Raw genomic sequence first — 25,748 nt, 5'->3', positions numbered from 1 at the left:
ATCCCACGCCCGTCGCCGTCGCGCGGCGGTGCGCCGCACCCGGGGGTACGCGATGACCCAGCCACCCGCTGGCGGCCCGACCGGCCCCACCGACCCGCTGCCGGCCGGCCCACCGGTCGCCCCCTCCTCGCCGGCCGGTCCGGGACCGGCTGCGGCGTCGCCCGGCGGCTATCCGCCGTACCCGCCGCCGACCGCGCCGTCCCGCAGACGGGGCGGTGCCCTGGTGGCCTCGATCGCCCTGGCCGTGGTGCTGCTGCTCTGTGCCGGCGGCGGTGTGGTGGCGTTCCTGACCGTGCGCAACGCCGAGTCCGGCGAGGGCGCCCAGGATCCGTCGGTCGCGGTCGACGACTTCCTCACCGCGGTCTACCAGGAGCGGGACGCGGCCAAGGCGGCCCGGCTGGTCTGCACCGGCGCACGCGACCAGGACAAGATCCGGGCGAAGGTCGCCGAGGTCGAGGAGTACGTGGCGGCGCACCAGACCCCCCGGTTCCGCTGGGACACCCCGAAGGTGGACAACGAGACCGGGGACCGGGCCACCGTCACCACCACCGTGACGGTGACCACCGCCGACGAGAAGATCGCCGATCAGGACCTGCGCTTCACGGTGATCCGGAAGAGCGGCTGGTGGGTCTGCGAGGTCGCCTGAGTCGACCGGCTGGATAGGCTCGGCCGGTGGGAGCAGCGCAGCGCCCGGCCGACCGGGCCGGTACGGAGTGGCCCGCCCGCCTGCACGTGGTGACCGGCAAGGGCGGCACGGGCAAGACCAGCGTGGCCGCCGCCCTGGCCCTGGCCCTGGCCGCCGGTGGGCGGCGCACGCTGCTGGTCGAGGTGGAGGGGCGTCAGGGCATCGCCCAGCTCTTCGGCACCGACCCGCTGCCGTACGCGGAGCGACACCTGGCCGACGCGGCGGACGGCGGCGAGGTGTGGGCACTCGCGGTGGACGCCGAGGAGGCGCTGCTGGAGTACCTGGACATGTTCTACAAGCTGGGTGCTGCCGGGCGGGCGCTACGCAAGCTCGGCGCGATCGACTTCGCCACCACCATCGCCCCCGGCCTGCGCGACGTGCTGCTCACCGGCAAGGTCAAGGAGGCCACCACCCGCCGGGTCGAGCAACGGCGGCTGTACGACGCGGTGGTGCTGGACGCCCCGCCGACGGGCCGGATCGCCCGCTTCCTGAACGTGACCGCGGAAACCGCCCGGCTGGCCAAGGTCGGCCCGATCAAGACCCAGAGCGAGGGGGTCTCGGTGCTGCTGCGGTCGCCGATGACCGCGGTGCACGTGGTGACGCTGTTGGAGGAGATGCCGGTCCAGGAGACCGTCGACGCCATCGCCGAGCTGGCCTCGCTCGGGTTCGGGGTGGGCCGGGTGATCGTCAACGGGACCCGGCCGCCGCTGCCGGCGGGACGCATGGTCACCGAGGCGGAGCTTGCGCGGGGGCTGCGCGCCGCCGGGTTGCCCGCCGACCGGCGGACCCTCGCCGGGCTGCGCGACGAGGCACGGGACCAGGCCGTCCGCCGGGAGCTGGAGGACTCGCTCCGCGCCGACCTGGCGGAACTCGACGTGCCCCTGGTGGAGCTGCCGCTGCTGCCCGACGGGGTGGACCGCGCCGGCCTGGACGTGCTCGCCGCCGCCCTGGTGCGGGGCGATTGACTCACACCTGACCTCGGCCCGCCGCGCGGACCGGGTCGGGCCGATACGCTCGATTGGTGCCTTCCGACAACGCCGCGCCGCCGCTGGACGTCGACCGGATCCTGGCCGATCCCGGCGTACGGATCGTGGTCTGCTGCGGTGCGGGCGGGGTGGGTAAAACGACCACAGCCGCCGCGCTCGCGCTCCGTTCGGCCGAGCGACACGGTCGCCGTACGGTGGTGCTCACCATCGACCCGGCTCGGCGACTGGCACAGTCGCTCGGCCTGACCGAGCTGGACAACACGCCCCGGCAGGTCAAGGGGATCGACGTCGAGGACAGCGGCGGCGAGTTGCACGCCATGATGCTCGACATGAAGCGCACCTTCGACGACGTGGTGCTCGCGCACACCGACCCGACGAAGGCGTCCGAGATCTTCGCCAACCCCTTCTACCAGGCGATGAGTTCCACCTTCGCCGGTACGCAGGAGTACATGGCGATGGAGAAGCTGGGTCAGTTGCACGCGCGCGGCGACTGGGACCTGATCGTGGTGGACACCCCGCCGTCGCGGTCGGCGCTGGACTTCCTGGACGCGCCGGCACGGCTGTCCCGGTTCCTCGACGGGCGGATGCTGCGGCTCCTGCTGGCCCCGGCACGGACCGGCGGGCGCAGCATGTTCAGCCTGGTCACCGCCTCGTTCGGGATGTTCTCCCGGGTGGTCCAGAAGATCCTCGGCGCGCAGTTGCTGACGGACCTGTCCGGCTTCGTGGCCGCGCTCGACTCGATGTTCGGCGGGTTCCGACAGCGGGCGGAGCAGACGTACCGCATCCTTCAGGCGAGTGAGACGGCATTCCTGCTGGTCGCGGCCCCGGAACCGGACGCGGTCCGGGAGGCCGCCTACTTCGCCGGGCGGCTGCGGGAGGAGAACATGCCGCTGGCCGGTCTGGTGCTCAACCGGGTGCACCGTCCGGCCGACACCGGGTTGGACGCGTCGGCCAGCCGGGCCGCCGCCGACCGGCTGGCCTCGACCGGGGGCCACGAGGGCGTCGTCGAGGTGTTGCGCGCCCACGCGGCCCTGGCCGAGCAGGCGGTACGCGAGCAGCGGGTGGCGGCGCGGTTCACCGAGGCGTTCCCGCAGGTGCCGGCCGTGTCGGTGACGGCACAGCCCGCCGACGTGCACGACGTCGACGGGCTGCGGACGATCGGGGCGGCAATCGGCCGCTCCTGACCGCGCCGGTCAGGTGGTGGCGAGAATCTTGTCCTTGCCGGCCTTGTCCTTGGCGTTCTTCTTCATCGCCGCCTCGAACATCTTGCGCCAGCTCGTCACCTGCGGGTGCCGGCGCAGCAACGCCCGGCGTTCGCGTTCGGTCATGCCACCCCAGACACCGAACTCGATCCGGTTGTCCAACGCGTCGGCCAGGCACTCGTAGCGGACTGGGCAACTCCGGCAGATCCGTTTGGCCACGTTCTGTTCGGCGCCCTGTACGAACAACGCGTCCGGGTCCCCGTTCTGACACGCCGCCAACGACGGCCAGTCAGTGATCATGCCCATCTGTACTCGTCCCCCCTTGCAGTACTACCGACGCCGTCGCGGGCCAGCCGGCAATTCCCCCCGGTCATCCGGCACGCCTTACCCCAAGGCGGCACAGACGACATGTGGCGCTGTCGCCGCAACCATCATGCTCTGTAGTCACCCGATTACGCAACGTTGTCGGCCAAATCCATCATTCCGGACACTCCCGACCTCTCGGGCTCGGGACCCCCGCTTACCCCGCCGGAGTCCGCGAAAACGCTGCGCGGCACCCGGTAGGCGGAGGAAACTCGGCACGGATCACAGGCAACCAGATCGCCGGTGCCACGCGTCTAGCACAACGAGGACGGCGCGCGCAGGAAATGGGGAAAGATGCCCAAGCGCCCCTCGTTACCTGTTCGCGTACCCTGTCGAGGTGACCTGGATGCGGAAGCGTGACCACAACATCCTGACCAACGCCGCATCGCTGCTCATCTGTGGGTTGTTGGCCGGCGTCGTGGTCGCCGCAGCGGCATTTCCCGCAGTGGCGATGTCTGGCCTGGCCGCCAAGGCCGGCGCGGAGACCTTCGGCGCGCTGCCGAAGGAACTGACGGTGTCCCGCGCCCCCCAGATCAGTTACCTGCTGGCGTCCGACAAGAAGACACCACTGGCCACGATGTACGACGAGAACCGGCGCGACATCACGTTCGCCGACATCGGCGAGAACATGCGCAACGCGATCATCGCGGCCGAGGACCACGACTTCTACAACCACAACGGAGTCGACCTCAACGGCGTCGCCCGCGCCTTCGTCAACAACAGCGCCGCCGGCAACGACCGGCAGGGCGCCTCGACGCTGACCATGCAGTACGTCCGGATGGGCATCGCGTACTCGGCGACGCACCCGGCCGACGTGGTCGCCGCGACGGAGGACACCAGCGCCCGCAAGCTGCGCGAGATGAACTACGCGTTGCAGATCGAGAAGACGCTCAGCAAGGACGAGATCCTGACGAGCTACCTCAACCTCGCCGCGTTCGGCAACGGCGCGTACGGCGTCTACGCCGCCAGCCAGGTCTACTTCAACAAGCCGCCGAAGGACCTGACGGTCGACGAGGCCGCCATGCTGGCCGGCCTGGTGAAGGCGCCGACCTCGTTCGACCCGACCACCAAGAGCGGTTACCCGCAGGCGGTCGCCCGGCGCGACTACGTGATCGACAACATGGTCAAGACCGGCGCCGTCAGCCAGGAGGACGCCGACAAGGCCAAGGCCGTCAAGCTGGTGGTCAAGGGCAAGCGGGCGCCGAACGGCTGCGTCGCCACCAAGAAGAACGCCTGGGGCTTCTTCTGCGACTACTTCTACCGCTGGTGGATGTCGCAGGAGACGTTCGGCTCGACCACGTACGACCGGGAGCGGCTCCTCAAGAGCGGCGGCTACACGATCGTCACCACGCTCGACACGCAGGCCCAGGACGGGGCCGACAAGGCGGTCCGCAAGGCCAAGTCGGTGAAGTCCAAGGAAGCCGCGATGATCGCGGTGGTCGAGCCCGGCACCGGCCGGGTCCGGGCACTCTCGGTGAACCGCAACTTCAAGCTGGACAACCCGAACAAGCCGAAGAACCTGCCGCACAGCGATCCCAAGCAGCGCGAGAACGGCAAGCGCGGTAACTACCCGAACACGGTCAACCCGCTGTTGACCGGCGGTGACGGGATCACCGGCTACCAGGCCGGCTCGGTCTTCAAGATCTACACGATCGTGGCCGCGTTGGAGAAGGGCATCCCGCTCAGCTACACCATCAACGCGCCGCAGCAGTTCAAGTCGGAGTACATCATCAGCCCCAGCAGTCCGGCCGCCTGCCCGGGCACGCACTTCTACTGCCCGACCAACTCCAACCTGCAGCCCGGCGGCGTGAAGGACATGTGGAGCGCCTTCTCCGCCTCGACCAACACGTACTTCGTCCCGCTGCAACAGCAGGTGGGCGCGGCGAACGTGGTGGACGTGGCCAAGCGCCTGGGCATCGAGTTCCGGGAGCGTGAGGACGCGGACCTCGCGCGCACCAAGGAGTCGGCGAACCAGTGGGGCGCCTTCACCCTGGGCGTCTCGCAGGTCACCCCGCTGGAGTTGGCGAACTCCTACGCCACGCTGGCCGCCGACGGCAAGTACTGCGAGCCGACCCCGGTGCAGGAGATCCGCGATCTGGACGGCAACAAGCTGGACGTGGCGAACCCGCGCTGCGAGAAGCGGATCAGCACGGACGTGGCCAGGGCGGCCGTGGACGCGGCCCGCTGCCCGGTCGGCGACAGTTCCCCCACTACCAAGTGCGGTGGAAGTCGGACGGCGGCCGAGGGTCGGGGCATCGTCGGTAAGCCGATCGCTGGGAAGTCCGGCACCACCGACTCCGAGAAGACCGCCTCCCTGGTCGCGATGACCAAGCAGTACGCGGTCGCCGGCATCCTGGCCGACCCGGACTGGCCGCAGACGAACGTCAAGATGAGGCACAAGACGGCGGACGGCATCAACCCGCCGGTCTATGAGGCGTTGAAAGCCGCGATGGACGGCAAGAAGGGGATCAACTTCGATCCGCCCGGCAAGAAGATCTCCGAGGGTGATCAGCGCAGCATCCCAGGTGTGAAGTGCACCTCCGTCGACCAGGCCAGATCACGCATCTCCGGTGCCGGGTTCCAGCCGGTGGTCTCGAGTAACCGGGTCACCTCGGAATGCCCGGCCGGCACCGCCGCCGGCACCAGCCCCGAGGGCCGCACCATCAAGAACGGCATCGTGACGATCCTGGTCAGCTCCGGTGGTGGTGGCGGCAACAACGACGCCGGCAACGGCAACGGCGGACCGGGCGGACCGCCGAGCAACCCGGGTCGGCCCCCGGACCGACCGGGCGGCTGACCGCCGGTCGAACCGAACCGCACGTGAACGGGCGGGCACCCCCGGAGAGGGATGCCCGCCCGTTCTGTGTCGGCGTGGTCGGCGGCCCGGCGCGTACCCGTCGGTGCAGGGTCAGAGGCCGAGCTGTCGGCGTACCTCGGCGGCGACCCGACCACCCTCGGCCTGGCCGGCCACCGCAGCCTGGGCCGCCTTCATGGCCGGGCCCATCTGCGCCTTGCCGGTGAACCCGCCCGCGGCGAGCGCCCCCGTGACCAGCTCGGTCAGCTCGGCGTCGGAGAGCTGCTTCGGCAGGTAACGCTCCAGCACCTCGCCCTCGGCGGTCTCCTTGGCGGCCTGCTCGGCGCGACCCGCGTCCGCGAAGGCGGTGGCGGCCTCGCGGCGCTTCTTCGCCTCCTTGGTCAGCACACCCAGCACCTCGTCGTCGCTGAGCTCACGCTTGGCCTTGCCGGAGACCTCGGCCGTGCCGACGGCGGCCAGGGCCATCCGCAGGGTGGAGGTGGTCAGCTCGTCGCGGGCCTTGAGGGCGGCGCGCATGTCGGCGGTGAGGCGGTCCTTCAGCGTGCTCATGGTCGCCCAAACTACCCTGATCGGCATGCGAAAGCGCACACTATTCCGGCTCGCGACCGCCACCGTCGCGACGGGTGCCGCCGCCCTGGCGTACGCGTCCCTCGTCGAGCGCAACATGTTCACCCTCCGGCGCTTCGACGTCCCGGTGCTGCCGACCGGCACCGAGCCGCTGCGCGTCCTGCACCTCTCCGACCTGCACATGACCCCCAACCAGGTACGCAAGCAGAACTGGGTGGCCTCGCTGGCCGCCCTCGACCCCGACCTGGTCGTGGTCACCGGGGACAACATGGCCCACCCGGGGGCGGTGCCGGGCGTCCTGCGGGCGCTGCAGCCGCTGCTCGACTACCCGGGCGCCTTCGTCTTCGGCTCCAACGACTACACCGGCCCGGTGCTGAAGAACCCGTTCAGCTACTTCCTGCCCGACCGGGAGTACACCGAGGGTGTCGAGCTGCCCTACGAGGAGCTGCGTGACGTCTTCACCGGGGCCGGTTGGACCGACCTGAACAACCGACGGGTCACGCTCAAGGCCGGCGGCCGGGCGATCGACATGGCCGGTGTGGACGACCCGCACATCGAACGCGACGACTACCCCTCCGTGGCCGGCCCGGTCTCCGCCTCGGCGGACCTCTCCATCGCCCTGACCCACTCCCCCGAACCGGCGCTGCTCGACGAGATGGCCGCCGACGGCTTCGGGTTGCTGCTCGCCGGTCACACCCACGGCGGCCAGGTGTGCGTACCGGGAGTGGGCGCGCTGGTGACCAACTGCGGGCTGCCCCGGTCGATGGCCAAGGGCCTGCACCGCTGGCCCGGCTCCGACTCCTGGCTGCACGTCTCCGCCGGCCTCGGCACCCACCCGACCGCCCCGGTCCGGTTCGCCTGCCCGCCCGAGGCCAGCTTGCTCACCCTGATCCCCCGCTGAACTCCCGCCCCGGGGGTACCGAGTTTGACCCCCGGGGCGGGTGGGCTAGTATTTGTCCGCACGCCTCGGGGTGTGGCGCAGCTTGGTAGCGCGCTTCGTTCGGGACGAAGAGGTCGTCGGTTCGAATCCGGCCACCCCGACAGATGTGAGGCCCTGACCGGCATTATCGCCGGTCAGGGCCTCACTCTTGTGCGCAGCGGGTCCGGTGCGTGCCGTCGCCCGCCGGCCCGCCGGCCGGATAGTGGCGCACGTCATTCGGCCGAACGGTCCGGGCGTCGCCGGCGCCACGTCGACCGCGCGCCCCATCCCCCGAGAACGGTGATGGTGCACTACAGTCCGAGGACACCCGAAAGGCCGCCTGACCTCACTCGACACGGCCGTCAGCACAATCGGGGCACCTCGTTTCGAACACAAATACCTACGCGCAAAGTCGCTGAGATCAGTTCAATGTTTGCTGGTTCGGGAATCCTCCACTCAACCCAGGATAAACCAGACAGGCAATAATTCCCGCGGTCGACCCTTTTTCCTCCACCACTGAGCGTGTTACCGTACTCACGCAACAACGGCCGTAGATGGGTTGGGGACCCCGGCTGATAATTCTCAATGGGGGGAACAGTGCGTTGTCCAAGCTCGGCGCGCTCCGAGTTGACCCCGCAGATGCTTGTTTACGATGATTTCGACCAACGCGGCCAGGCGCGCTGGATGTCCTATGTGATGCATTTTCACCGCGTGGACTACCGCTCCCCGGTCATCAATACGGATCGTCTCGGTTTTCGCCTTTCGCACGGCGCGGACGACCATGCGTCGGCGGGCGGGAAGCCGGCCGACGGTCCGATCCGGCTGTTGGCCGGCAGTTCCATGGCGATGGGCATCGGAGCCACCTGCGATCAGGCGACGCTCGCCTCGCGACTGTGGACCACGCATGCATCGGCGCTGCCCTGGTTGAACTTCGCGGGCCGCAGCCATTCCTCCGCCCAGGAGCTGCTGCTCTTCCTCTTCTATCGGCACCTGCTGCCGCCGGTGGAGGAGATCGTCATCGTGTCCGGGCTCAACAACCTGGCCCTGGCGCGCCTGCCCGCCGCCCAGCGCGGCGACGACGGCGCCTTCTTCAACTGTGGCGACTTCTTCGGCCAGATGGACAAGCTCAAGTCCCAGTACCGCACGCATCCCTTCGGCTCCGGCGCCTCGCCGACCGGCGGCGACGAACCGGTCCGCCCGCTGGAGGTCCGTATCGCGGACGCGGCTGCGCTGACCGTGCGGCATCTGGAGTCGTGGCAGCAGCTCGCGGCCGCCACCGACACCAGGATCACGTTCGTGCTCCAGCCGCTGGCCACCTGGGTACGCGAGACGGCCGCACCGCAGGAGAAGCGGCTCTTCGACGAGCTGGACAAGATCTCGAACTTCTGGGAACTGTTTGGTGACATCGCCACCAGGGATTCGGTCCGCAGATATGCGGAGCTGCTGCAACTGGGCTGCGAAAAGATCGGCGTCAGGTTCCTGGACATCAATCCGCTCCTCGCGACCAGCGTCAAGGACGACAGCTGGCTGTTTGTCAACCGAGCCCACATGACCGACCACGGGTTAGACCTGGTGGCCCGACTGTTGGCCGAACAGTTGAATTTCTCGTCCTAGGGCCGACACCGGCCCGTCTCAGGTGAGGGCAGAAGAATGAACGTGGTGCGCAGAATTCTTAACAAGATCTTCGGTCGCAAGAAGAAGCCGAAGAACGACGCCTCGATCTACCCGATGTTCTAGCTTCCCGAGACGACGACACCTACCCCGTCGCGACAAGTGGCATGTTCGTCGCGCGGATCCTCCGTGCCGTCAAGATTCCGTCCGAACATTTGATCACCACATTGTTTCGGGATAGCAGACACGGATAGAGCCAGGAGCTGGCAGTGTCAACGAAAGAAGTCGTTCCGTCGGGTCGGCAGGTGGCCCGACCGCTTGATCAGCAGACCCGGTCCCGCGAGTTGTTCGTCATCGCGGTCGACCCCGAGACCTCCTTTCCGGGCGACCCGTTCGTCGCACGGCTGCGGTCGGAGATCGGCGACACCGCCGACCGTGAGTCGCTGCCGGCAGCACTGGACGGGCTGCGGGACGAGGCGGTGCGCTGGTCGACCGCCGAGTCCCGCCGGTTCGAGGAGTTGGTCTCCACGGCCACGGCTCCGCCGGCCACGGAGTCCCTGGTCCGCCGCACCGCGCTCGCGGCCGCACCACTCGCGCTGCGGTCCGGGGCCTGGTTGCAGTGGCAGAGTGCGCCGGGAAACGCGGACGACGCGACGACGTTGCGCATCCTGACCCTGTACGCCTCCGACGTCGGTGTCGGACGGCCGCAGGACTCGCGCGGCAGCGTGTACCTGGCCCTGCTCCGTCACCTGCACCTGTCCGAGCACGCGGTGCCGGTGGCCCGGCTGGTGCACGACCCCCGGGTGGCCGACCACCACTTCTGTCTGCCCGCGACCCTGCTGGCCATGAGCCGGAGACCGGCCGAGTTCCGCCCCGAGATCATCGGCGCCGACCTGTGTCTGCGTACGGTCGGACTGCTGCCGGCTCTGCGGTTGGTGCGTCAGGCGCATCCGCAGCTCGTGGAGTGGAGTGCGATCGATCCGTCCGCTGCCCGGGACGGCGAGACGCGGACCGGGCTGGAGCTGTGCCTGGACGTCGTCGAGCACGGTTTCGACGACGCGGAGCTGGCCCGGGTGACCGACGGTTTCCGGTGGGCGTTCACCGTGCTGAGGCGGTGGAGCACGAGTCTTCTCGCCGAGTTGGAGGAGGCCCTCGACCCGGCGTACGAGATGGCCGAGTTGCTCCGCCACCGGGCGCGGGAGGGCGCCGTCTACCACCGGGACTTCACCGTGGCGGACCGGCCGCTGTCGAGCTGGTTGGAGGAGGCCCGGACGGATCCGCGCGGGTTGCTGGCCGAGCTGGCCGCCAGCCGCCTGGTCAAACCGGGCCGCTCCGCGCAGAGTCCGCTGGTCAACGGCCTCGTCGGGGAACGGGGCCCGATGTTCCGGGTGTTCTCCCCGGCCGACCTGGTCGTCATCCGCCGCTGGATCGACTCGCTCCCCACCGGGCAGCCGGAGCGGGCTCGCCCCGGGCCGGTCCACGAGGGGCGGACGGTCTCCCCGGAGCTGCTGGCCTCGGTCACGGTCGTCGCGGGCGGTCCGGTCACGGGCGACCGGGAGCCGGCTGACATCCGGGAGGCGTACCACCTGCTCCAGCAGCGGACGGATACCCCGGCCGTGCGTCGGTTCGCGGTCGACTACGTGCGGGGCTGGCTGGCGCGGTCCCGACACAACATGGCGACGGACCCGCAGCGGCTGCCCGACGTGTGGGGCCGGGAGGGCCTGCGCCCCTGGCTCGTCGAGCAGCACGACCGGCAGGGGCGTGACTTCGAGGAGTCGGCCGGCGCGCCGATGCCGACGCGGGAGGATCTCGTCGACTCCACCGTGCAGTTGGCACCGTTGACGTTGATCGACGGCGCCTGGCTCCAGGGGTTCACCGACTACGAACACGCGGCGTCGGAGCAGGGCTACTTCCTGTTCGAGACCTACTGGGACGAGCTCGGCAACGGCGTACCACGGATGAACCACCCGTTGATCTATCGGGAGGTGCTCGCCGAGATGGACGTCCAGGTGCCACCGACGGCATCGCGGGAGTTCGCCGAGTGGGACGGGTTCCGGGACGGGTCCTTCGAGCTTCCGGTGTACTGGCTCAGCATCGGGCGCTTCCCGCGTACGTTCATGCCGGAGATCCTCGGGCTGAACCTGGCCATGGAGCTGTCCGGCGTCGGCGGGACGTACCGCCGGGCCCGCCAGGCGCTGAAGAGCTACGGCTTCTCCACGAAGTTCGTGGACATCCACAACACGATCGACAACGTCGCCACCGGGCATTCCGCCTGGGCCGCCGACGCCGTCGACACCTATCTCGCCTCGCTGCCGGTGTCGCACGGCGCGCAGGCGATCACCGAGGTCTGGGACCGGGTACGCACCGGGTTCCGCTCGCTCAACCCACCGACCGGCCTGCTGGCACGACGGGCGTTTCGCCGCGCCCGCAAGGCCAGCAGGTCACTCGCCGCCATCTGACCGTCCACCCACCCACACCCACGATCGAGGGGAACGCCAGTGGGAAAGCTGGTTCTGGGGTTGTCCGCCTACTACCACGACAGCGCGGCGGTGCTGGTGCGGGACGGCACGCCCATCGCGGCCGCCCAGGAGGAGCGGTTCACCCGCAAGCGCCACGACCCGGCCTTCCCGGCCGAGGCCGTCAGGTACTGCCTGGCCGAGGGCGGCGTCACGCTGAGCGACGTGGACGCCGTCGCCTACTACGAGGACCCGGAGCTGAAGTTCGGCCGGGTGCTGACGAGCTTCGCCGGCTCGGCACCGTTCTCGCTGGAGGCGTTCACCAGGGTCCTGCCCGAGTGGATGTCCTGGAAGCGCGACACCATCGGCGAGGTACGCCGGTCGTTGGCGGCGCTGGGGTCGGCCGAGGTCCCGGAGATCAGCGTACGACGGCACCACGAGTCACACGCGGCCTCCGCGTTCCTGCCCAGCCCGTACGAGTCGGCGGCGGTGCTCTGCATCGACGGCGTCGGCGAGTGGGCGACCACCACGCTGTGGCACGGGCGGGGCAGCGAGCTGCGCCAGGTGGCGGAGATCCGGTACCCGCACTCGTTGGGCATGCTCTACTCGGCCTTCACCTACTTCTGCGGGTTCAAGGTCGACTCCGGCGAGTACAAGCTGATGGGGCTGGCCCCGTACGGTGTGCCGCGCTACGCGGACGTGATCCGGCAGCACCTGATCGACGTCAAGGACGACGGTTCCTTCCGCCTGAACATGCGCAACTTCGAGTTCCTGCGCGGTCGCGTGATGACCGGCCGTGGGTTCGAGCGGTTGTTCGGTGGCCCCCGGCGCGAGCCAGAGAGCCCGCTGACCGAGCGCGAGTTCGACCTGGCCGCCTCGGTGCAACTGGTGACCGAGGAGGTGGTGACCCGGCTGGCGCGGACCGCCCGCGAGCTGACCGGGGAGACCAACCTGTGTCTGGCCGGCGGCGTGGCGTTGAACTGCGTGGCGAACGGCAAGGTCGTCCGGGAGCGGCTCTTCGACTCGGTGTGGGTGCAGCCGGCCGCCGGTGACGCCGGGGGCGCGTTGGGTGCCGCCCTGATGGTCGCGACGGAGTCGGGTGCGCCCCGCGCGCACCTCGCCGAGGGCGGTGACGGGATGTCCTCCGCCCTGCTCGGTCCCGCGTTCGACGACGAGGAAATCGCCCGTTTCCTGGACGACCTGGGTGTGCCGTACACCCGGTTGGCCGAGGACGCCATCGCCAAACACGTGGCGGAGGAGTTGGCCGCCGGCAAGATCGTCGGTTGGTTCCAAGGTCGGATGGAGTTCGGGCCCCGGGCTCTGGGCGCCAGGTCGATCATCGGTGACCCGCGTGACGTAGACATGCAGTCGACGATGAACTTGAAGATCAAGTTCCGGGAGTCGTTCCGACCGTTCGCGCCCTCGGTCCTGGCCGAGGACGTCGAGGAGTACTTCGACCTGGCCCAGGAGAGCCCGTACATGCTGATCGTGGCGCCGGTCGCCGGGCGGCAACGCCGGGAGGTGTCGGAGTCGGCGACGGCCACCGGGCTGGACCGGCTCAAGGTGCACCGGTCGACGATTCCGGCGGTGACCCACGTGGACCATTCGGCGCGGGTGCAGACGGTCACGGCCCGGTCCAACCCGGCCTATCACCGGCTGTTGACCTCGTTCAAGCAGATCACCGGCTGCCCGGTGTTGGTGAACACCTCGTTCAACGTCCGGGGTGAGCCGATCGTGGCCACTCCGCACGACGCCTACCAGTGCTTCATGCGCACCAACATCGACCTGCTCGCGATGGGCAACTTCCTCCTGCACAAGGCCGACCAGCCCGCCTGGCGGGAGCAGGGCGACTGGCGCGACGAGATCGCCCTGGACTGACCGACCGCTTCCGCACCGACGAGGGTTGATCATGAAACTTCTGTGGATCCTGGCCTATCTTCTGATATTCGTTCCGGTTGGTATATTCTTCCGGGTGTTTCGCGATCCGCTGCGCAGAAAGCTGCAGCCGGAGCTGAACACCTACTGGGATTTCCACGAACGGCCGCTGTGATTTCGGCTGCCCATTATCCGAAGCAGGAGAAAAGACGTGATCGACGTCAACGCAGGGCTGGGCATCGCCGCCGTCGCCCTGGCAATGGTGCTCACCCCCGGGCCGAACATGATCTATCTGGTGTCCCGGTCGATCACCCAGGGCCGCCCGGCCGGCCTGGTCTCCCTGCTCGGGGTCGCCGTCGGGTTCTTCGTCTACCTGCTTGCCGCGGTGACCGGCGTCTCGGCGGTGTTCGCGCTGGTGCCCGCGCTCTACACGGCGATCAAGATCGCGGGTGCGTGCTACCTGCTGTGGCTGGCGTGGAACGCCCTCAAGCCCGGCGGTCAGTCCGCCTTCGCACCCAAGGACCTGCCCGTCGACGGGCCCCGGAAGCTGTTCACGATGGGCCTGATGACCAATCTGCTCAACCCCAAGATCGCAGTGCTGTACGTGTCGCTCCTCCCGCAGTTCGTCGACCCGGCCAAGGGCGACATCGCGGCGCAGAGCCTTTCCCTGGGGCTGATCCAGATCACGGTGGCACTGACCGTCAACTGCCTCATCGTGCTCACCGCGGGTTCGGTCGCCGCCTTCCTCGCCCGGAAGCCGGCCTGGCTGCGGGCACAGCGCTACATGATGGGCACCGTTCTGATCGGTCTCGCGGCGAGCATGGCATTCGACCGGACGGAGGCATCGGTACCGCAATAGTCGATTCCGGCAACGTCGGGCAATTACTGCGTGCCGCCGAGCGACTTCCTGACTACGTGAACGGCGGCGAACTCGCCGCCTATTCGAATCGTGGGATCGACGGAAAGGCGAGGAGCACGCCCCGATGAAGCCGCACATTCTGATCATTCACCGTTGGCGCGATCACTATGCGGGGTACGCGGAATACCTCGATCACGACCTGCATCACGTCACGTACGTCTGCACCGAACTGGCCACGGCCGCCGTACCCGCGTCGGCTGCGGCCGTGGCGCTCGTCGCCGCCACCGACCGCCTGGACCTGGTGAGCGCCGCCGCCGACGGACTGATCGCGCGATTCGGCGTCCCCGAACGGGTCGTCGCCCTCAACGAGGGCGACCTGGACACGGCGGCCGAGCTGCGGGCCCGCCTGGCGGTGGCCGGTGACCAGCCCGGCCGGCTGGCCCGGTTCCGCGACAAGCTGGTGATGGCGCAGACCGTCGTACGCGGCGGCGTCGCCATCCCCACGTTCGCCGACGCACCGGACACGCAGGCCGTCGTGCGGTTCGCGGACTCCCACGGCTGGCCGCTGATCGTCAAACCCCGGCGGGGTACGGCCAGCCGTGACGTGCTGCGGTTGAACTCGGTCGACGACCTGGCCGCGCTCGACCGGTTGCCGCCCGAACCCCGGATGGTGCAGACCTTCTGCCCGGACCAGGTCTTCCACATCGACGGCCTGTGGACCGGCACCGAGCTTGGTCCCTGGCGGGCGTCGCGCTACGTCAACACCTGCATGGAGTTCGCCGCCGGGGACGTGCTCGGTTCGGTGGAGGTGGACGACGTCGACCTGCTCGGTCCGCTCGGTGGGTTCCTCGCCGACGCCTGCGCGGCCTTCGGTGACGCACCGTGGGTGTTCCACATGGAGGCGTTCGTCGGCACCGAGGCCGACGGCACCGTCCGGATCAACTTCCTGGAAGCGGGCTCCCGGGTGGGTGGCGCCGAGATCCCGTTCGTCTGGCGCGAGGTGCACGGCGTCGACCTGATGGAAGCGGCGATCCACATCCAGCTCGGCCGCGACCCGATCGTGCGGCGGATCAGCGATCAGCGGGTCGGAGGTTGGCTGCTGGTGCCGACGCCGGTGCCCGCGCCCTGCCGGATCACCGTCGCGGAACTCGACCTGCCGGTATCCGAGTGGCCCTACGCCCGGGTGATCCCGGCCGTCGGCACCGAGATCCCCAAGGCCGGCGGCTACGAGCACGTCGGCGCACGGTTCCGGTTCTCCGGTGCGGCCACCGACGACGTGGAGAAGGCCATCCGGCGTACGGCGGGCCAGCTCTGGTTGGAGGCCGTGCCCAGCCGGTCGGACCTGCCGTCGGCACGCTGACGCCACGATGAGCACCTCCGTGTCCTGCGTCCACCAGCAGCGTGGCCCGCTCAGCAGCGCCGAGTCCGCGGCGTACGAACACGCGGTGCTGGGCAGTCGGCTGCACGCCGACCGTCCGCCGCCGGAGATCGGCATCAGCCGTGGCGAGTGGGCACACGCCTGCGAGAACCTGGTCCGGCGCCGGCTGCTCTCCCGTGCCGAGGACGGTGGCCTGACCGCGGTGCATCCCGACGTCGCGTTGAGCATCCTCAACGCGCCGCTCACCGACGAGATCCGCCAGCGGGAACAGGCGATGGCCGCCAACAGCCGGGTGCTCCAGTCGATCGGCCGGCGGCTGGCCGAGCACGGCCGGCAGCACGACGGCGTACGGGTCGTCCAGGGCGAGAAGGCGATCCGCGACGAGATCGACTCGGCGATCCTGCGCTGCGCCAGCGAGATCCTCTCGCTGCGTCCGGGAGGTCCCCGGTCGACGGACCAGTTCAGCGCCTCCGAGGCGTCGGTGACCTCGATTCTCGTACGTGGGCTGCGCTGCCAGTTCGTGTACCACCACACCGCCCGCGCGAATCCGGGCCTCGCGGCCCGGGCCAAGGCGGTCGCGGCGTACGGCGGGGGCATCCGCACCACGGCGGCGAGTTTCGAACGTCTGATCATCTTCGACCGCCGGGTGGCCTTCGTTCCCGTCGACGCACCGGGGACGTCGGATCACGCTGCCGCCGTGATCTCCGACGACGTGGTGGTGGAGTACCTGCACCGCACGTTCACGCACCTCTGGGCCAACGCGATCCCGCTCGAACTCGCCGAGGACCAGATGGACGAGGTGTCGCTCGGCACCCGGATGGCCATCCTCCGGCTGATGGCCGCCGGGCTCAAGGACGAGGCCATCGCCAACCGGCTGGGCATGGCGCTGCGCACCTGCCGACGGCACATCTCCTCGATCCTCAAGGGCCTCAACGTGTCGAGCCGCTTCCAGGCCGGCATCAGGATCGCCCAGCTCGGGATCCTCGCCGACGAGGTGGCGGACTCCGACCAGTCCGGCCGGACCGACGTCAGTCCGCTCTGGTGACCCCTCCGCCTCTTCCCTTCCCCTTCCGACAAGGAGAACCGACGACGTGAAACTCCAGCGCAAGATCCTGACGCCGCAGATGGTGCAGTACGACGACTTCTCGTCCCGTGGGGAGACCCAGTACCTCCCGTACCTGATGTACTTCAACCGGCCGGACTACCGGTCGGAGGCGATCAACACCGACCGGCTGGGCTTCCGGATCTCCCACGGCGTCGACGAGCAGGCCTCGGTCGGCAGCACCCTGCCCGACGGGCCGGTCCGCCTGCTGGTCGGCGGTTCCGTTCCGCTCGGGTACGGCTCCACGAGCGACGCGACCACGATGGCGTCGCGGTTGTGGACGAAACACGCCTCGTCCCGTCCGTGGCTCACCTATGCCGGCCACTGCTACAACTCGACCCAGGAACTGCTGCTGTTCCTGCTCTACCGGCACCTGCTGCCGCCGGTCGAGGAGATCGTCATTCTCAGCGGCTTCAACACCCTGGTGATGTCCCGGCTGGTCGAGATGCACCGCGCCGACCAGGGGCCGTTCTATTTCTGCGGCGAGTTCTTCGAGCAGATGGAGGAGGTACGGGCCCGGCACCGTAAGACGTCACGCGGGTTCGGCCGCCGGGCCAAGCCGGCCGTACCCTCCTGGCCGTCGCCGGACGAGGTCCGTCCCGAACTCGACGACGCGATCGCCAGCGCGGTCGACCTGGTCGGCCGGCACCTCGCGAGCTGGCAGGTGCTCGCCGCCGCCACCGGCGCCCGGGTCTCCTTCGTGTTGCAGCCGATGGCCACGTGGCTGCGGGCCGAGCCGGCGCCCGAGGAGAAGCTGATCTTCGACGAGCTGGACCGGATCTCCAAGCTGGGCACCTGGGAGGCCCTCTATGGCGACGTCTCCTCGGTGGCGGCCGGGCAGCGGTACGCCGACGCTCTCGCACCGGCCTGCGAGCGGCAGGGCGTCCGCTTCGTGAACCTCAACCCGGTCCTGCGCGCGGCCGTGACCGACAAGTCCTGGCTGTACGTCGACCGGGCCCACCTGACCGACGAGGGCAACGACATCGTCGCCGCGCTGCTCGCCGATCAGCTCGGCCTGTCCTGAACCGGCAGCGATGGCCGGGCAACCCCCTCAACCCCACGAGAAGGTGCGGACCGCAATGTTCAGAGTAGCCGTGATCGGAGGCCGTCCCGCCCCGATCAAGGGAGCCCGGGACCTGGGCGTCGACGTCGTCCTGGTGCACCAACCGGGGCAGTACGAGGAGTCGATCCGCCCGCACTGCGAGCGGATCGTGCACGCCCCGCTGGCCGACGGCGAGGCGATGCTCGACGTGCTGCGCCCGCTGCACGAGCAGCGCCCCTTCGACCGGGTGCTGACCGTCTCCGAGCCGTGGGGCGTACCCACCGGACACGTGGTGGACGGCCTGGGCCTGCCCGGCACCTCGGAGAAGACGGCCCGCCTGCTCAAGGACAAGGCGCTGATGCGCGAGCGGCTCGCCAAGTACGACCTGAGCCCGGTCCGCTACCGGGTGGTGCGGACCGAACGCGAGGCGCGCGACTTCCTCGCCGAGGTCGGCGGACCGGTCGTGCTCAAGCCGGTGGACGGCGCGGCCAGCCGGAACATCGTGCGGGTGGCGGACGCCGCCGAGCTCGGCCACGCCTGGCGCGTGCACGCCGAGGCCGGCAACACGTCGGTGCTCGCCGAGGAGTTCCTGTCCGGGCCGGTGGTGAGCGTGGAGTCGTTCTCCTTCGACGGTCGGCACCTGCCCGTCGGCTACTCCGAGTACCTGGTCAACTCGTACCACGTGGAGTGGCAGGTCAGCGTGCCGAGCCGGCTCGTCGCGCCGTATCTGCCGGAGCTTCGGGACCTCACCGTGCGCCTGCTGGACGCGGTCGAACTCACCGAGGGTCCCTCGCACAGCGAGTTCGTCCTGACCGAGCGGGGTCCCCGCGTGCTGGAGTCGCACGCCCGGATGGGTGGCCACGCCATCCCGGAGCTGGTCCGTCGGGCCTACGGCCTGGACCTGGCCCGGATGTGGCTGACCGTGCCGCTGGGCATCGACGGGTTGCCCGCCGAGTCTCCGGAGCCCACGGCGGGTGCCGCCATCCGGTTCCTGCGGCCCGAGCCCGGGGAGATCCGCGCCGTCACGGTCGCCGAGGACATCCCGGCGGTGGTCAAACGGGTTCCGCCCGGCGAACTGGCCGACGTGTACCTCCCGCTGCTCGGTGAGCTGGTCGACGTACCGGTCGGCGTGGTCGTGCACAAGAATCCGGGCGACGTGATCACCCCGATCCAGACGCTCGCGGATTGCAGCTCCGGCTACGTGCTGGCCACCGGCGCGGACGCCGATTCGGCGGTGGCCACCTGTGTCCTGGTCGACCAGCAGATCCAGTTCCACACGTGACGCTCCTGGGGCACCACGACTTCCGGCTGCTGTGGGCCACTCAGACCCTGGGGCAGTTCGGCGCGCACTTCAGCCGGGTCGGCCTGCCCCTGGTGGCGATCCTGGCCCTGGACGCGACCGCGTTCGAGGCCGGGCTGCTGGCGACGTTCCAGACCGTGGCCTTCCTCGTGGTCGGCCTGCCCGCCGGGGCGTGGGTGGATCGGCGGCGCAAGCGTCCCGTCATGATCGTGGCGAACCTCGGGCGCGGTCTGCTGTTGGCGTGGGTGCCGGTGGCGGCCTACCTGGACGTGCTGTCCCTGACCCAGTTGTACGTGGTCGCGCTGGGGGTGAGCGTGGGGACACTGCTGTTCGAGACCGCGTACGTGAGCTACCTGCCGCTGCTGCTCGAACGCGGGCAGTTGGTCGAGGGCAACGCGAAGTTGGAGAGCACCCGGTCCGTCGCGCAGGTCGGCGGTCCCACGCTCGGCGGCTACCTGGTCCAGTGGCTGGGGGCGCCGCTCGCGGTGCTCACCGTCGCGGGCGGCTATCTGGCCTCGGCGGTGGTCCTCTGCGGGATCCGGATGCGGGAGGCCGTTCCGGCGCGCGGCACCGACCGCCACCTGGTCCGGGAGATCCGGCAGGGGCTGTCGTTCGTCTTCGGACACCGGTCCCTGCGCGCGCTCGCCGTCTCGGGCGCCCTGTTCAACCTCGGGGTCTTCGTCACCGGGACGGTGGTAGTGGTCCTGCTCGCCCAACAGTTGCGCATCGCGCCGGGAACGGTGGGACTGTGGTTCGCCGTCGGCGGGATCGGCGGGCTGGTCGGGGCGTTCGTCGTCCGGCGGGTCACCGCCCGGATCGGGCCGGGACCGGCGGTCTGGGTCGGCATGGCGGTGGCCGGCGTCTCCGGTCTGGTCGTGCCGCTCGCCGACGCCGACTGGCGACTCTGGCTCGCCGGGGCGGGCAACGCGTTGGTCTCCACCGGCCTGGTGATCAACAACGTGAACAGCATGGCGATCCGCCAGCAACTGTGTCCGAAGGAGTTGCAGGGCCGGATGAACGCCACCATCCGTTTCCTGATCTTCGGGGCCATGCCGATCGGCTCGTTCCTCGGCGGGTTCCTCGGAGAACGCGTCGGGCTCCGGGAGGCCCTCTGGGTGGGGGCCGTACTCAGCCTGGTCGCCGTTCTGCCGGTCTACTTCTCGCCGCTGCGGACCATGCGTGGCCACCCGGGCGACGACGATCCGGGTACGCCTCGGGACGGTGCCCCGCCCGGACGTCGGGCGCGTCGACGCGACCCGGGCGGCGTGGGTTCTCGATGAACCGGGCTTCCGTCCGGCCCGCCGGGTGTGTCATCCTGACTCCAACAGTTCTAGAACAGTTGGAGTCCACGTGACCGACCTGACCGTGCTGCCCAACGGCAGCGTGATGGCCGATCCCGGCGAGCGCGGCAGATTCGGCGGGCACGGGGGTCGCTTCGTCCCCGAGTCGCTGATCCCCGCCTGCACCGAGCTGGAGGCGGCGTTCCGGGAGGCGTGGGCGGACCAGCGCTTCCGCCGCGACCTCGACCGGCTGCTCGCGGTGCACGCCGGACGCCCGACCGCGCTCACGCCGGCCTGGCGGCTCTCCGAGGAGCTCGGCATCAACGTGCTGCTCAAACGGGAGGACCTCGCCCACACCGGCTCACACAAGATCAACAACGTGCTCGGCCAGGCCCTGCTGGCACGCCGGATGGGCAAGACGCGGCTGATCGCCGAGACCGGCGCCGGCCAGCACGGTGTCGCCACGGCCACCGCCGCCGCGCTGCTCGGCCTGGAGGCGACCGTCTACATGGGGGCCAAGGACGTCGAGCGTCAGGCGCTCAACGTGTTCCGGATGGAACTGCTCGGCGCCGAGGTCGTCCCCGTCACTGGCGGCAGCCGCACCCTGAAGGACGCCACCAGCGAGGCGCTGCGGCAGTGGGTCACCCGGGTCGACGACACCCACTACTGCATCGGCTCGGTCATGGGCCCGCACCCGTACCCGTGGATCGTGCGGGAGTTGCAACGGGTCATCGGCGAGGAGGCACGGGCACAGTGCGCCGCCGAGCTGCGCACCGGCGTGCCCGACTACGTGGTGGCCTGTATCGGTGGCGGCTCGAACGCCGCCGGCACCTTCGCCGGCTTCGTCGACACCCCGGCCCGGCTCGTCGGCGTGGAGGCCGAGGGTGGGGCGGCGGTCGCGTTCGGCCGGGTCGGCGTGCTGCACGGGTTCCGCTCGTACGTCCTGCAGGACGAGCACGGCCAGGTCAGCGAGGCGCACTCGATCGCGGCCGGGCTCGACTACCCGGGCGTGGGCCCCGAGCACGCCTTCCTCAACGACTCCGGCCGGGCACGGTACGTCACCGTCAACGACGCCGAGGTCATCCCGGCGGTCCGGCGGCTGGCCCGCACCGAGGGGATCCTGCCCGCCCTGGAGTCGGCCCACGCCATCGCCTGGGTGATCCGCGCCGCGGAGAGCGGCGAGCTGCCGCCGTTCAGCACCGTGCTGGTCGCGCTCTCCGGCCGGGGCGACAAGGACATCCACACCATTCGGGAGACCGCATGAGCGGCAAGCTGCTGGTCCCGTACGTGACCGGGGGCATCCGACCCGACTGGACCGGGTACGTCGAGGCGTACGCCCGCAGTGGCGCGGACATGATCGAGATCGGGCTCCCGTTCTCCGACCCGATCCTCGACGGGCCGACGATCCAGCAGGCGTCCTACCGCGCCCTGCAACAGGGGGCCACGGTCCGTTCGATCCTCGACGATCTCACCGAGGTGCACGTCGACGTACCGCTGATCGCCATGACCTACTACAACCTGGTGATGCACGACCCGGCGTTCTGCGCGGACCTCGCGGCGGCCGGTGTCAGCGGGCTGATCGTGCCGGACGTACCGATCGACGAGGTGGACGAGCTGGCGACCAGTGCCACGGCGGCCGGAGTCGATCTGGTCCTGCTCGCCGCGCCCACCACCCCCGCCCCTCGGTTGGCCGCCATCGCGCGGCGCAGTCGCCGCTTCGTCTACGCCGTCTCGGTGATGGGCACCACCGGCGAGCGCGACCGGCTCGCCGAGGACGCCGCCCGGCTCGCCCGCGACCTGCGGGCCCTGACCGACCTGCCGGTGCTGCTCGGCTTCGGCATCTCGCGGCCCGCGCACGCGGTGGAGGCGGCCGAGGCCGCCGACGGTGTGGTGGTGGCCTCGGCACTGATGCGGATGGTGCTCGACGGCGCGGACCCCGCCCAGGTCGGGGCCGTGGTCGCGGAGTTCCGCGCGGCGTTGGACGAGGTGGACGCGCCAGTTCCCGGGTGACGCGAGCCGGGCGGGTGCCCGGTGCGGCCGGTCGTCGACCGTGGGCCACACTGGGCACCGGTACGGCCGCAGGGACGGGAGACACCCATGGGTGAGGCGACGGTGGGTGGTCGACCGACCGCGCGCTACCGGCAGATCGCGGCCGACCTGGCGGCCCGGATCCGGCAGGGCGAGTACGAGCCCGGCGAGGCGCTGCCGGCGCAGCGGGAGCTGAGCACCCACTACGGCGTCACGCTGATGACGCTGCGCCAGGCCCTTCAGGAGCTGTCCGATCAGGGGCTCATCGTTCAGCAGGCCGGGCGGGGCACCTACGTCACACCGGTCCAGGCCGCGTACCGCGTGGACACGCTGCGCAGTTTCACGGAGGACCTTCGCGAGCAGGGCCACGACGTGGTCACCCAGGTGTTGTCCGGTGCGATGCGCCGACCGCCGGCCTGGGTGGTCGATCGGTTCGGCGACGGTGGCGGCGAGCGTGCCCTGCGGCTGGAACGGCTGCGCCTGCTCAACGGCCGTCCCGCCATTCACCAGGTCTCCTGGGTCCGGCCGCCGTACGGAGCGACGATCCGGGACCGCGACTTCGTCCGGACGTCGCTCTATGCCGCGCTGGCCGACGCCGGGGTCGCCATCCTGCGCGCCTCGGAACGGATCGTCCCGTCTCTGCTCGCCGCGCCGGCCGCCGGGCACCTGCGCCAACCGCCCGGCAGTCCCGTCTTCGTCAGCGAGCGGACGACGATCGCCCTGGACGGGACCGCCGTGGTGGTCGACCGGGCGGTGGTCGTCGGCGACGCCATGGAGATCCGTGCCGAGCGTGCGGCGACGCGGTTGTCGGTCCGGTGGGGCGCGGTGCGCTCCCCGGTCGCGTCGGGCGACGGCACCCCGTAGGGCTATTCACCTCCTGCCGGTGAGCAGAGACGGCAGCAAGGTGTCTGGCCACTTCTGGCCTCCGTGACGGCGTTGTTACCCGCTGTCGCCGTGCGGCATCGTGAGGTCTCGGGTGTACGACGACTGGGCGTGGCACCTGATCCGACCGCGAGTTGGTGATTCGCGGCGACCCCTCATGATCGGAGCCGATGATGACCCGTGCACTCCGGGTGGCCCGTCACCATCTCAACGACCGGACCCGTGACCTGCTCGACAAGGAGCTCACGGCCGCCGTCTGCGACATCGAACTGGACTCGGACGCCCACGAGGCGATCCTCGCCGGCATCGGTGCACACGCCCTGCAGACCCACCTGCCCGGCGAGATCCTCCAGGCACTGACGTTCTACCCGGCCACCGGCTCGCACGTCCTGGCCATCGGCAATCTGCCGCAGCAGGAGTTCCCGGCCACGCCGCGCGACGGCTTCACCGACGAACCCGCGATGGCCGTGACCAACGCCCTGCACTTCGGTCTGCTGCAACTGCTCTCGCTGACACCGTTCGCGGTCGACTACGAGAACACCGGCCGGTACATCCGCAACGTGGCCCCGAACCCGGCGGCGGCGGGCACCACCAGTTCCTGGGGGGCGGATTCCGAGTTCTCCTGGCACACCGACAACCCGCACCTCCCCTTCGGTGGCAAGGGCGTCGACCCGCGCCGGTACGTCCCGCGCTATCTCAGCTTCTATGCGGTCCGCAACGACGAGCAGGTGCCCACCGAGGTCCTCGCCATCGAGGAGGCCGTGGCCGCGCTGGACGAGACCACCGTGCAGGAGTTGCAGTCGGCCCAGTTCACCGTCGGCCCACCCGCCTCCACCGACGAGACGGCGCCGCTGCGGGACACCGCATTGCTGGAGCAGAGCTACGAGGGAACGCGGGCGCGGTTCGACCGGGGCACGGTCACACCGAACACGCCGGCGGCGACCGCCGCCCTCGACCGGTGGGTACGAGCCCTCGACCAGGCGCGGTCCGAGGCGTTCGTGCTGCGGCCCGGCGACTTCCTGATCTTCGACAACTACCGGGTGCTGCACCGCCGTCGGGCGTTCCGGCCCGGTCCGGCGGACACCGCCCGCTGGCTGCGCCGCTGCTATGCAAGCTGACCCGGACACCAGGAGGATGACCATGGGTAGATATCGCGTCGCCGTCATCGGTGGTATGCCCGCGCCGATCCACGGCGCCAAGGAACTCGGCATCGACGTCGTGCTGGTGCACGAGGAGGGCAAGTACGAGCCGTCCATCCTGGCGCACACCGAGCGGGTCGTCCACGCTCCGCTGGACGACGGCCCGGCCATCCACGCCGCGCTCAGTCCGCTGCACGCCGAGCGCCCGTTCGACCGCGTGATGACCACGACCGAGGTCGCCGCGATCTCGTCCGGCTACGTCGTGGACATGTTCGGCCTGCCCGGCGTCACCGAGTTCACCGCCCGCGCGCTCAAGGACAAGTCCCTCACCCGGGAGTGCCTGGCCAAGGCCGACGTGGAGAACGTCCGCTACCAGGTGGTCAACTCGGTGGAGGAGGCCGTCTCGTTCCTGGAGCAGGTCGGCGGGAAGATCGTCCTCAAGCCGATCGACGGTGCGGCGAGCCTGCACATCAAGGAGGTCGGGACCCCGGCGCAGGTGGCCGAGGCCATGTCGGAGCTGGCCGCCGCCGGCATCAGCGCCCCGATGGCCGAGGAGTTCCTCTCCGGCCCGGTGGTGAGCGTCGACTCGTTCTCCTTCGAGGGCCGGCACCTCACCATCGGCTACTCGGAATACCGGATGAACGACCGGTTCGTCGAGTGGGAGGTCAGCACCCCGAGCCGGGTCGCCGTGCCCTACCTCGCGGAACTCCGGGAACTCACCGCGAAGCTCCTGGACGCGGTCGGTGTCACCGAGGGGCCGTCACACAGCGAGTTCGTCCTCACCCCGAACGGACCCCGGGTGCTCGAATCCCACGCACGCCTGGCCGGCAGCGGCGCACCGGAGTTGGTACGCCGTGCCTTCGGCCTGGACCTCAACCGCATGTTCCTGACGGTGCCGCTGGGCATCGACGAGCTGCCGCTCGAATCGCCCGCACCGATCGGGGGCGCGGTCGCCCTGTTCCTGACCCCGAAGCCGGGACCGATCACATCGATCACCGTCAGCGAGGACATCCCGGCGACGGTACGCCGGATCCCGCCCGGCGAGTCGGCCCGGGTCTTCATGCCGTACCTGTTCGAGCTGGGCGCCGAGGACACCGCCGTGGTCATCACCAAGAACCCCGGCGACGAGGTCGCACCGCTGTTGACGGTCGCGGACTGCAGCAACGGCTACATCCTGGCCTCCGGCACGGACGCGCTCGACGCCATCGCCAAGGCCGAGGCGATCAACGCGCAGATAGACTTCGTCACCGGTTGATGAA

The 25,748-nt window shown here is 70.0% G+C and carries 22 protein-coding genes and 1 tRNA gene; 21 read left to right on the top strand and 2 right to left on the bottom strand.

Going from position 1 to position 25,748, the window contains the following annotated elements; all coding sequences use genetic code 11:
- The first annotated feature begins 52 nt into the window (after nt 1-52).
- The 3 genes from ACIBO1_RS27740 to ACIBO1_RS27730 are packed head-to-tail and all read left to right on the top strand — an operon-like array spanning nt 53 to nt 2,855.
- On the top strand, nt 53-646 hold the full coding sequence (locus ACIBO1_RS27740; protein WP_396751498.1) for a hypothetical protein: 594 nt from the start codon (nt 53-55) through the stop codon (nt 644-646).
- 26 nt (nt 647-672) lie between these two features.
- Nucleotides 673-1,650, top strand: coding sequence for an ArsA-related P-loop ATPase (locus ACIBO1_RS27735; protein ID WP_396751496.1), 978 nt, complete (start codon nt 673-675; stop codon nt 1,648-1,650).
- Nucleotides 1,651-1,703: 53 nt separating this feature from the next.
- Entirely contained in the window at nt 1,704-2,855 is a 1,152-nt protein-coding gene (locus tag ACIBO1_RS27730) for an ArsA family ATPase (RefSeq protein WP_396751494.1), read from the top strand.
- A 9-nt stretch (nt 2,856-2,864) separates the two neighbouring features.
- Here ACIBO1_RS27730 and ACIBO1_RS27725 read toward each other — a convergent pair whose 3' ends face one another.
- Entirely contained in the window at nt 2,865-3,179 is a 315-nt protein-coding gene (locus ACIBO1_RS27725; RefSeq protein ID WP_350698672.1) for a WhiB family transcriptional regulator, read from the bottom strand.
- Between the two features lie 403 nt (nt 3,180-3,582).
- Here ACIBO1_RS27725 and ACIBO1_RS27720 point away from each other — a divergent pair, with 403 nt between their 5' ends.
- On the top strand, nt 3,583-6,033 hold the full coding sequence (locus tag ACIBO1_RS27720; RefSeq protein ID WP_396751492.1) for a penicillin-binding protein: 2,451 nt from the start codon (nt 3,583-3,585) through the stop codon (nt 6,031-6,033).
- Nucleotides 6,034-6,144: 111 nt separating this feature from the next.
- Here ACIBO1_RS27720 and ACIBO1_RS27715 read toward each other — a convergent pair whose 3' ends face one another.
- Entirely contained in the window at nt 6,145-6,600 is a 456-nt protein-coding gene (locus ACIBO1_RS27715; RefSeq protein WP_350698676.1) for a GatB/YqeY domain-containing protein, read from the bottom strand.
- Between the two features lie 25 nt (nt 6,601-6,625).
- Between ACIBO1_RS27715 and ACIBO1_RS27710 the strand changes: the two genes are divergently transcribed.
- From ACIBO1_RS27710 to ACIBO1_RS27630, 17 genes are all read left to right on the top strand, one after another.
- Nucleotides 6,626-7,519, top strand: a complete 894-nt coding sequence (locus ACIBO1_RS27710; RefSeq protein WP_350698677.1) for a metallophosphoesterase — start codon at nt 6,626-6,628, stop codon at nt 7,517-7,519.
- A gap of 66 nt (nt 7,520-7,585) precedes the next feature.
- Nucleotides 7,586-7,659, top strand: a tRNA-Pro gene (locus ACIBO1_RS27705).
- Between the two features lie 505 nt (nt 7,660-8,164).
- Nucleotides 8,165-9,151: an Inducer of phenazine A gene (locus tag ACIBO1_RS27700; RefSeq protein WP_396751489.1), complete on the top strand. Its 987-nt coding sequence runs from the start codon at nt 8,165-8,167 to the stop codon at nt 9,149-9,151.
- A 266-nt stretch (nt 9,152-9,417) separates the two neighbouring features.
- Complete coding sequence (locus ACIBO1_RS27695; protein ID WP_396751487.1) at nt 9,418-11,607, top strand: iron-containing redox enzyme family protein; 2,190 nt, start codon at nt 9,418-9,420, stop codon at nt 11,605-11,607.
- A 39-nt stretch (nt 11,608-11,646) separates the two neighbouring features.
- Nucleotides 11,647-13,482, top strand: coding sequence for a carbamoyltransferase (locus ACIBO1_RS27690; RefSeq protein WP_396751485.1), 1,836 nt, complete (start codon nt 11,647-11,649; stop codon nt 13,480-13,482).
- A gap of 31 nt (nt 13,483-13,513) precedes the next feature.
- Nucleotides 13,514-13,654, top strand: a complete 141-nt coding sequence (locus ACIBO1_RS27685; RefSeq protein WP_350698685.1) for a hypothetical protein — start codon at nt 13,514-13,516, stop codon at nt 13,652-13,654.
- Nucleotides 13,655-13,690: 36 nt separating this feature from the next.
- Complete coding sequence (locus ACIBO1_RS27680) at nt 13,691-14,338, top strand: LysE family translocator (protein WP_396751483.1); 648 nt, start codon at nt 13,691-13,693, stop codon at nt 14,336-14,338.
- Nucleotides 14,339-14,462: 124 nt separating this feature from the next.
- Nucleotides 14,463-15,698, top strand: a complete 1,236-nt coding sequence (locus tag ACIBO1_RS27675; RefSeq protein WP_396751481.1) for an acetyl-CoA carboxylase biotin carboxylase subunit family protein — start codon at nt 14,463-14,465, stop codon at nt 15,696-15,698.
- A 7-nt stretch (nt 15,699-15,705) separates the two neighbouring features.
- The gene (locus ACIBO1_RS27670) at nt 15,706-16,761 is read left to right on the top strand and encodes a LuxR C-terminal-related transcriptional regulator (protein WP_396751479.1); all 1,056 of its coding nucleotides are present in this window, start codon (nt 15,706-15,708) and stop codon (nt 16,759-16,761) included.
- Between the two features lie 46 nt (nt 16,762-16,807).
- Nucleotides 16,808-17,842 (top strand): SGNH/GDSL hydrolase family protein, encoded by a 1,035-nt coding sequence (locus tag ACIBO1_RS27665; protein ID WP_396751477.1) that lies wholly within the window; start codon nt 16,808-16,810, stop codon nt 17,840-17,842.
- A gap of 55 nt (nt 17,843-17,897) precedes the next feature.
- Nucleotides 17,898-19,142, top strand: a complete 1,245-nt coding sequence (locus ACIBO1_RS27660) for an ATP-grasp domain-containing protein (protein ID WP_396751475.1) — start codon at nt 17,898-17,900, stop codon at nt 19,140-19,142.
- On the top strand, nt 19,139-20,440 hold the full coding sequence (locus ACIBO1_RS27655; RefSeq protein WP_396751473.1) for an MFS transporter: 1,302 nt from the start codon (nt 19,139-19,141) through the stop codon (nt 20,438-20,440). Before ACIBO1_RS27660 ends, ACIBO1_RS27655 begins: the two co-directional genes overlap by 4 nt.
- Before the next feature lie 70 nt (nt 20,441-20,510).
- On the top strand, nt 20,511-21,704 hold the full coding sequence (trpB, locus tag ACIBO1_RS27650; RefSeq protein WP_396751471.1) for a tryptophan synthase subunit beta: 1,194 nt from the start codon (nt 20,511-20,513) through the stop codon (nt 21,702-21,704).
- Complete coding sequence (trpA, locus tag ACIBO1_RS27645) at nt 21,701-22,450, top strand: tryptophan synthase subunit alpha (protein WP_396751469.1); 750 nt, start codon at nt 21,701-21,703, stop codon at nt 22,448-22,450. The genes trpB and trpA overlap by 4 nt, the downstream gene beginning before the upstream one ends.
- Nucleotides 22,451-22,537: 87 nt before the next feature.
- Entirely contained in the window at nt 22,538-23,332 is a 795-nt protein-coding gene (locus tag ACIBO1_RS27640; RefSeq protein WP_396751467.1) for a GntR family transcriptional regulator, read from the top strand.
- Nucleotides 23,333-23,520: 188 nt separating this feature from the next.
- A complete protein-coding gene (locus tag ACIBO1_RS27635; RefSeq protein WP_396751465.1) occupies nt 23,521-24,468 on the top strand; it encodes a TauD/TfdA family dioxygenase in 948 nt (315 codons plus the stop codon).
- A 22-nt stretch (nt 24,469-24,490) separates the two neighbouring features.
- Nucleotides 24,491-25,744, top strand: a complete 1,254-nt coding sequence (locus tag ACIBO1_RS27630) for an ATP-grasp domain-containing protein (protein WP_396751463.1) — start codon at nt 24,491-24,493, stop codon at nt 25,742-25,744.
- Nucleotides 25,745-25,748 lie beyond the last annotated feature (4 nt).

The sequence above is a fragment of the Micromonospora sp. NPDC049903 genome, assembly GCF_044460945.1.
Lineage (GTDB): Bacteria > Actinomycetota > Actinomycetes > Mycobacteriales > Micromonosporaceae > Micromonospora.
Note: the sequence above shows the minus strand (reverse complement) of the source record. Positions and strands in the feature narration are given on the sequence as shown.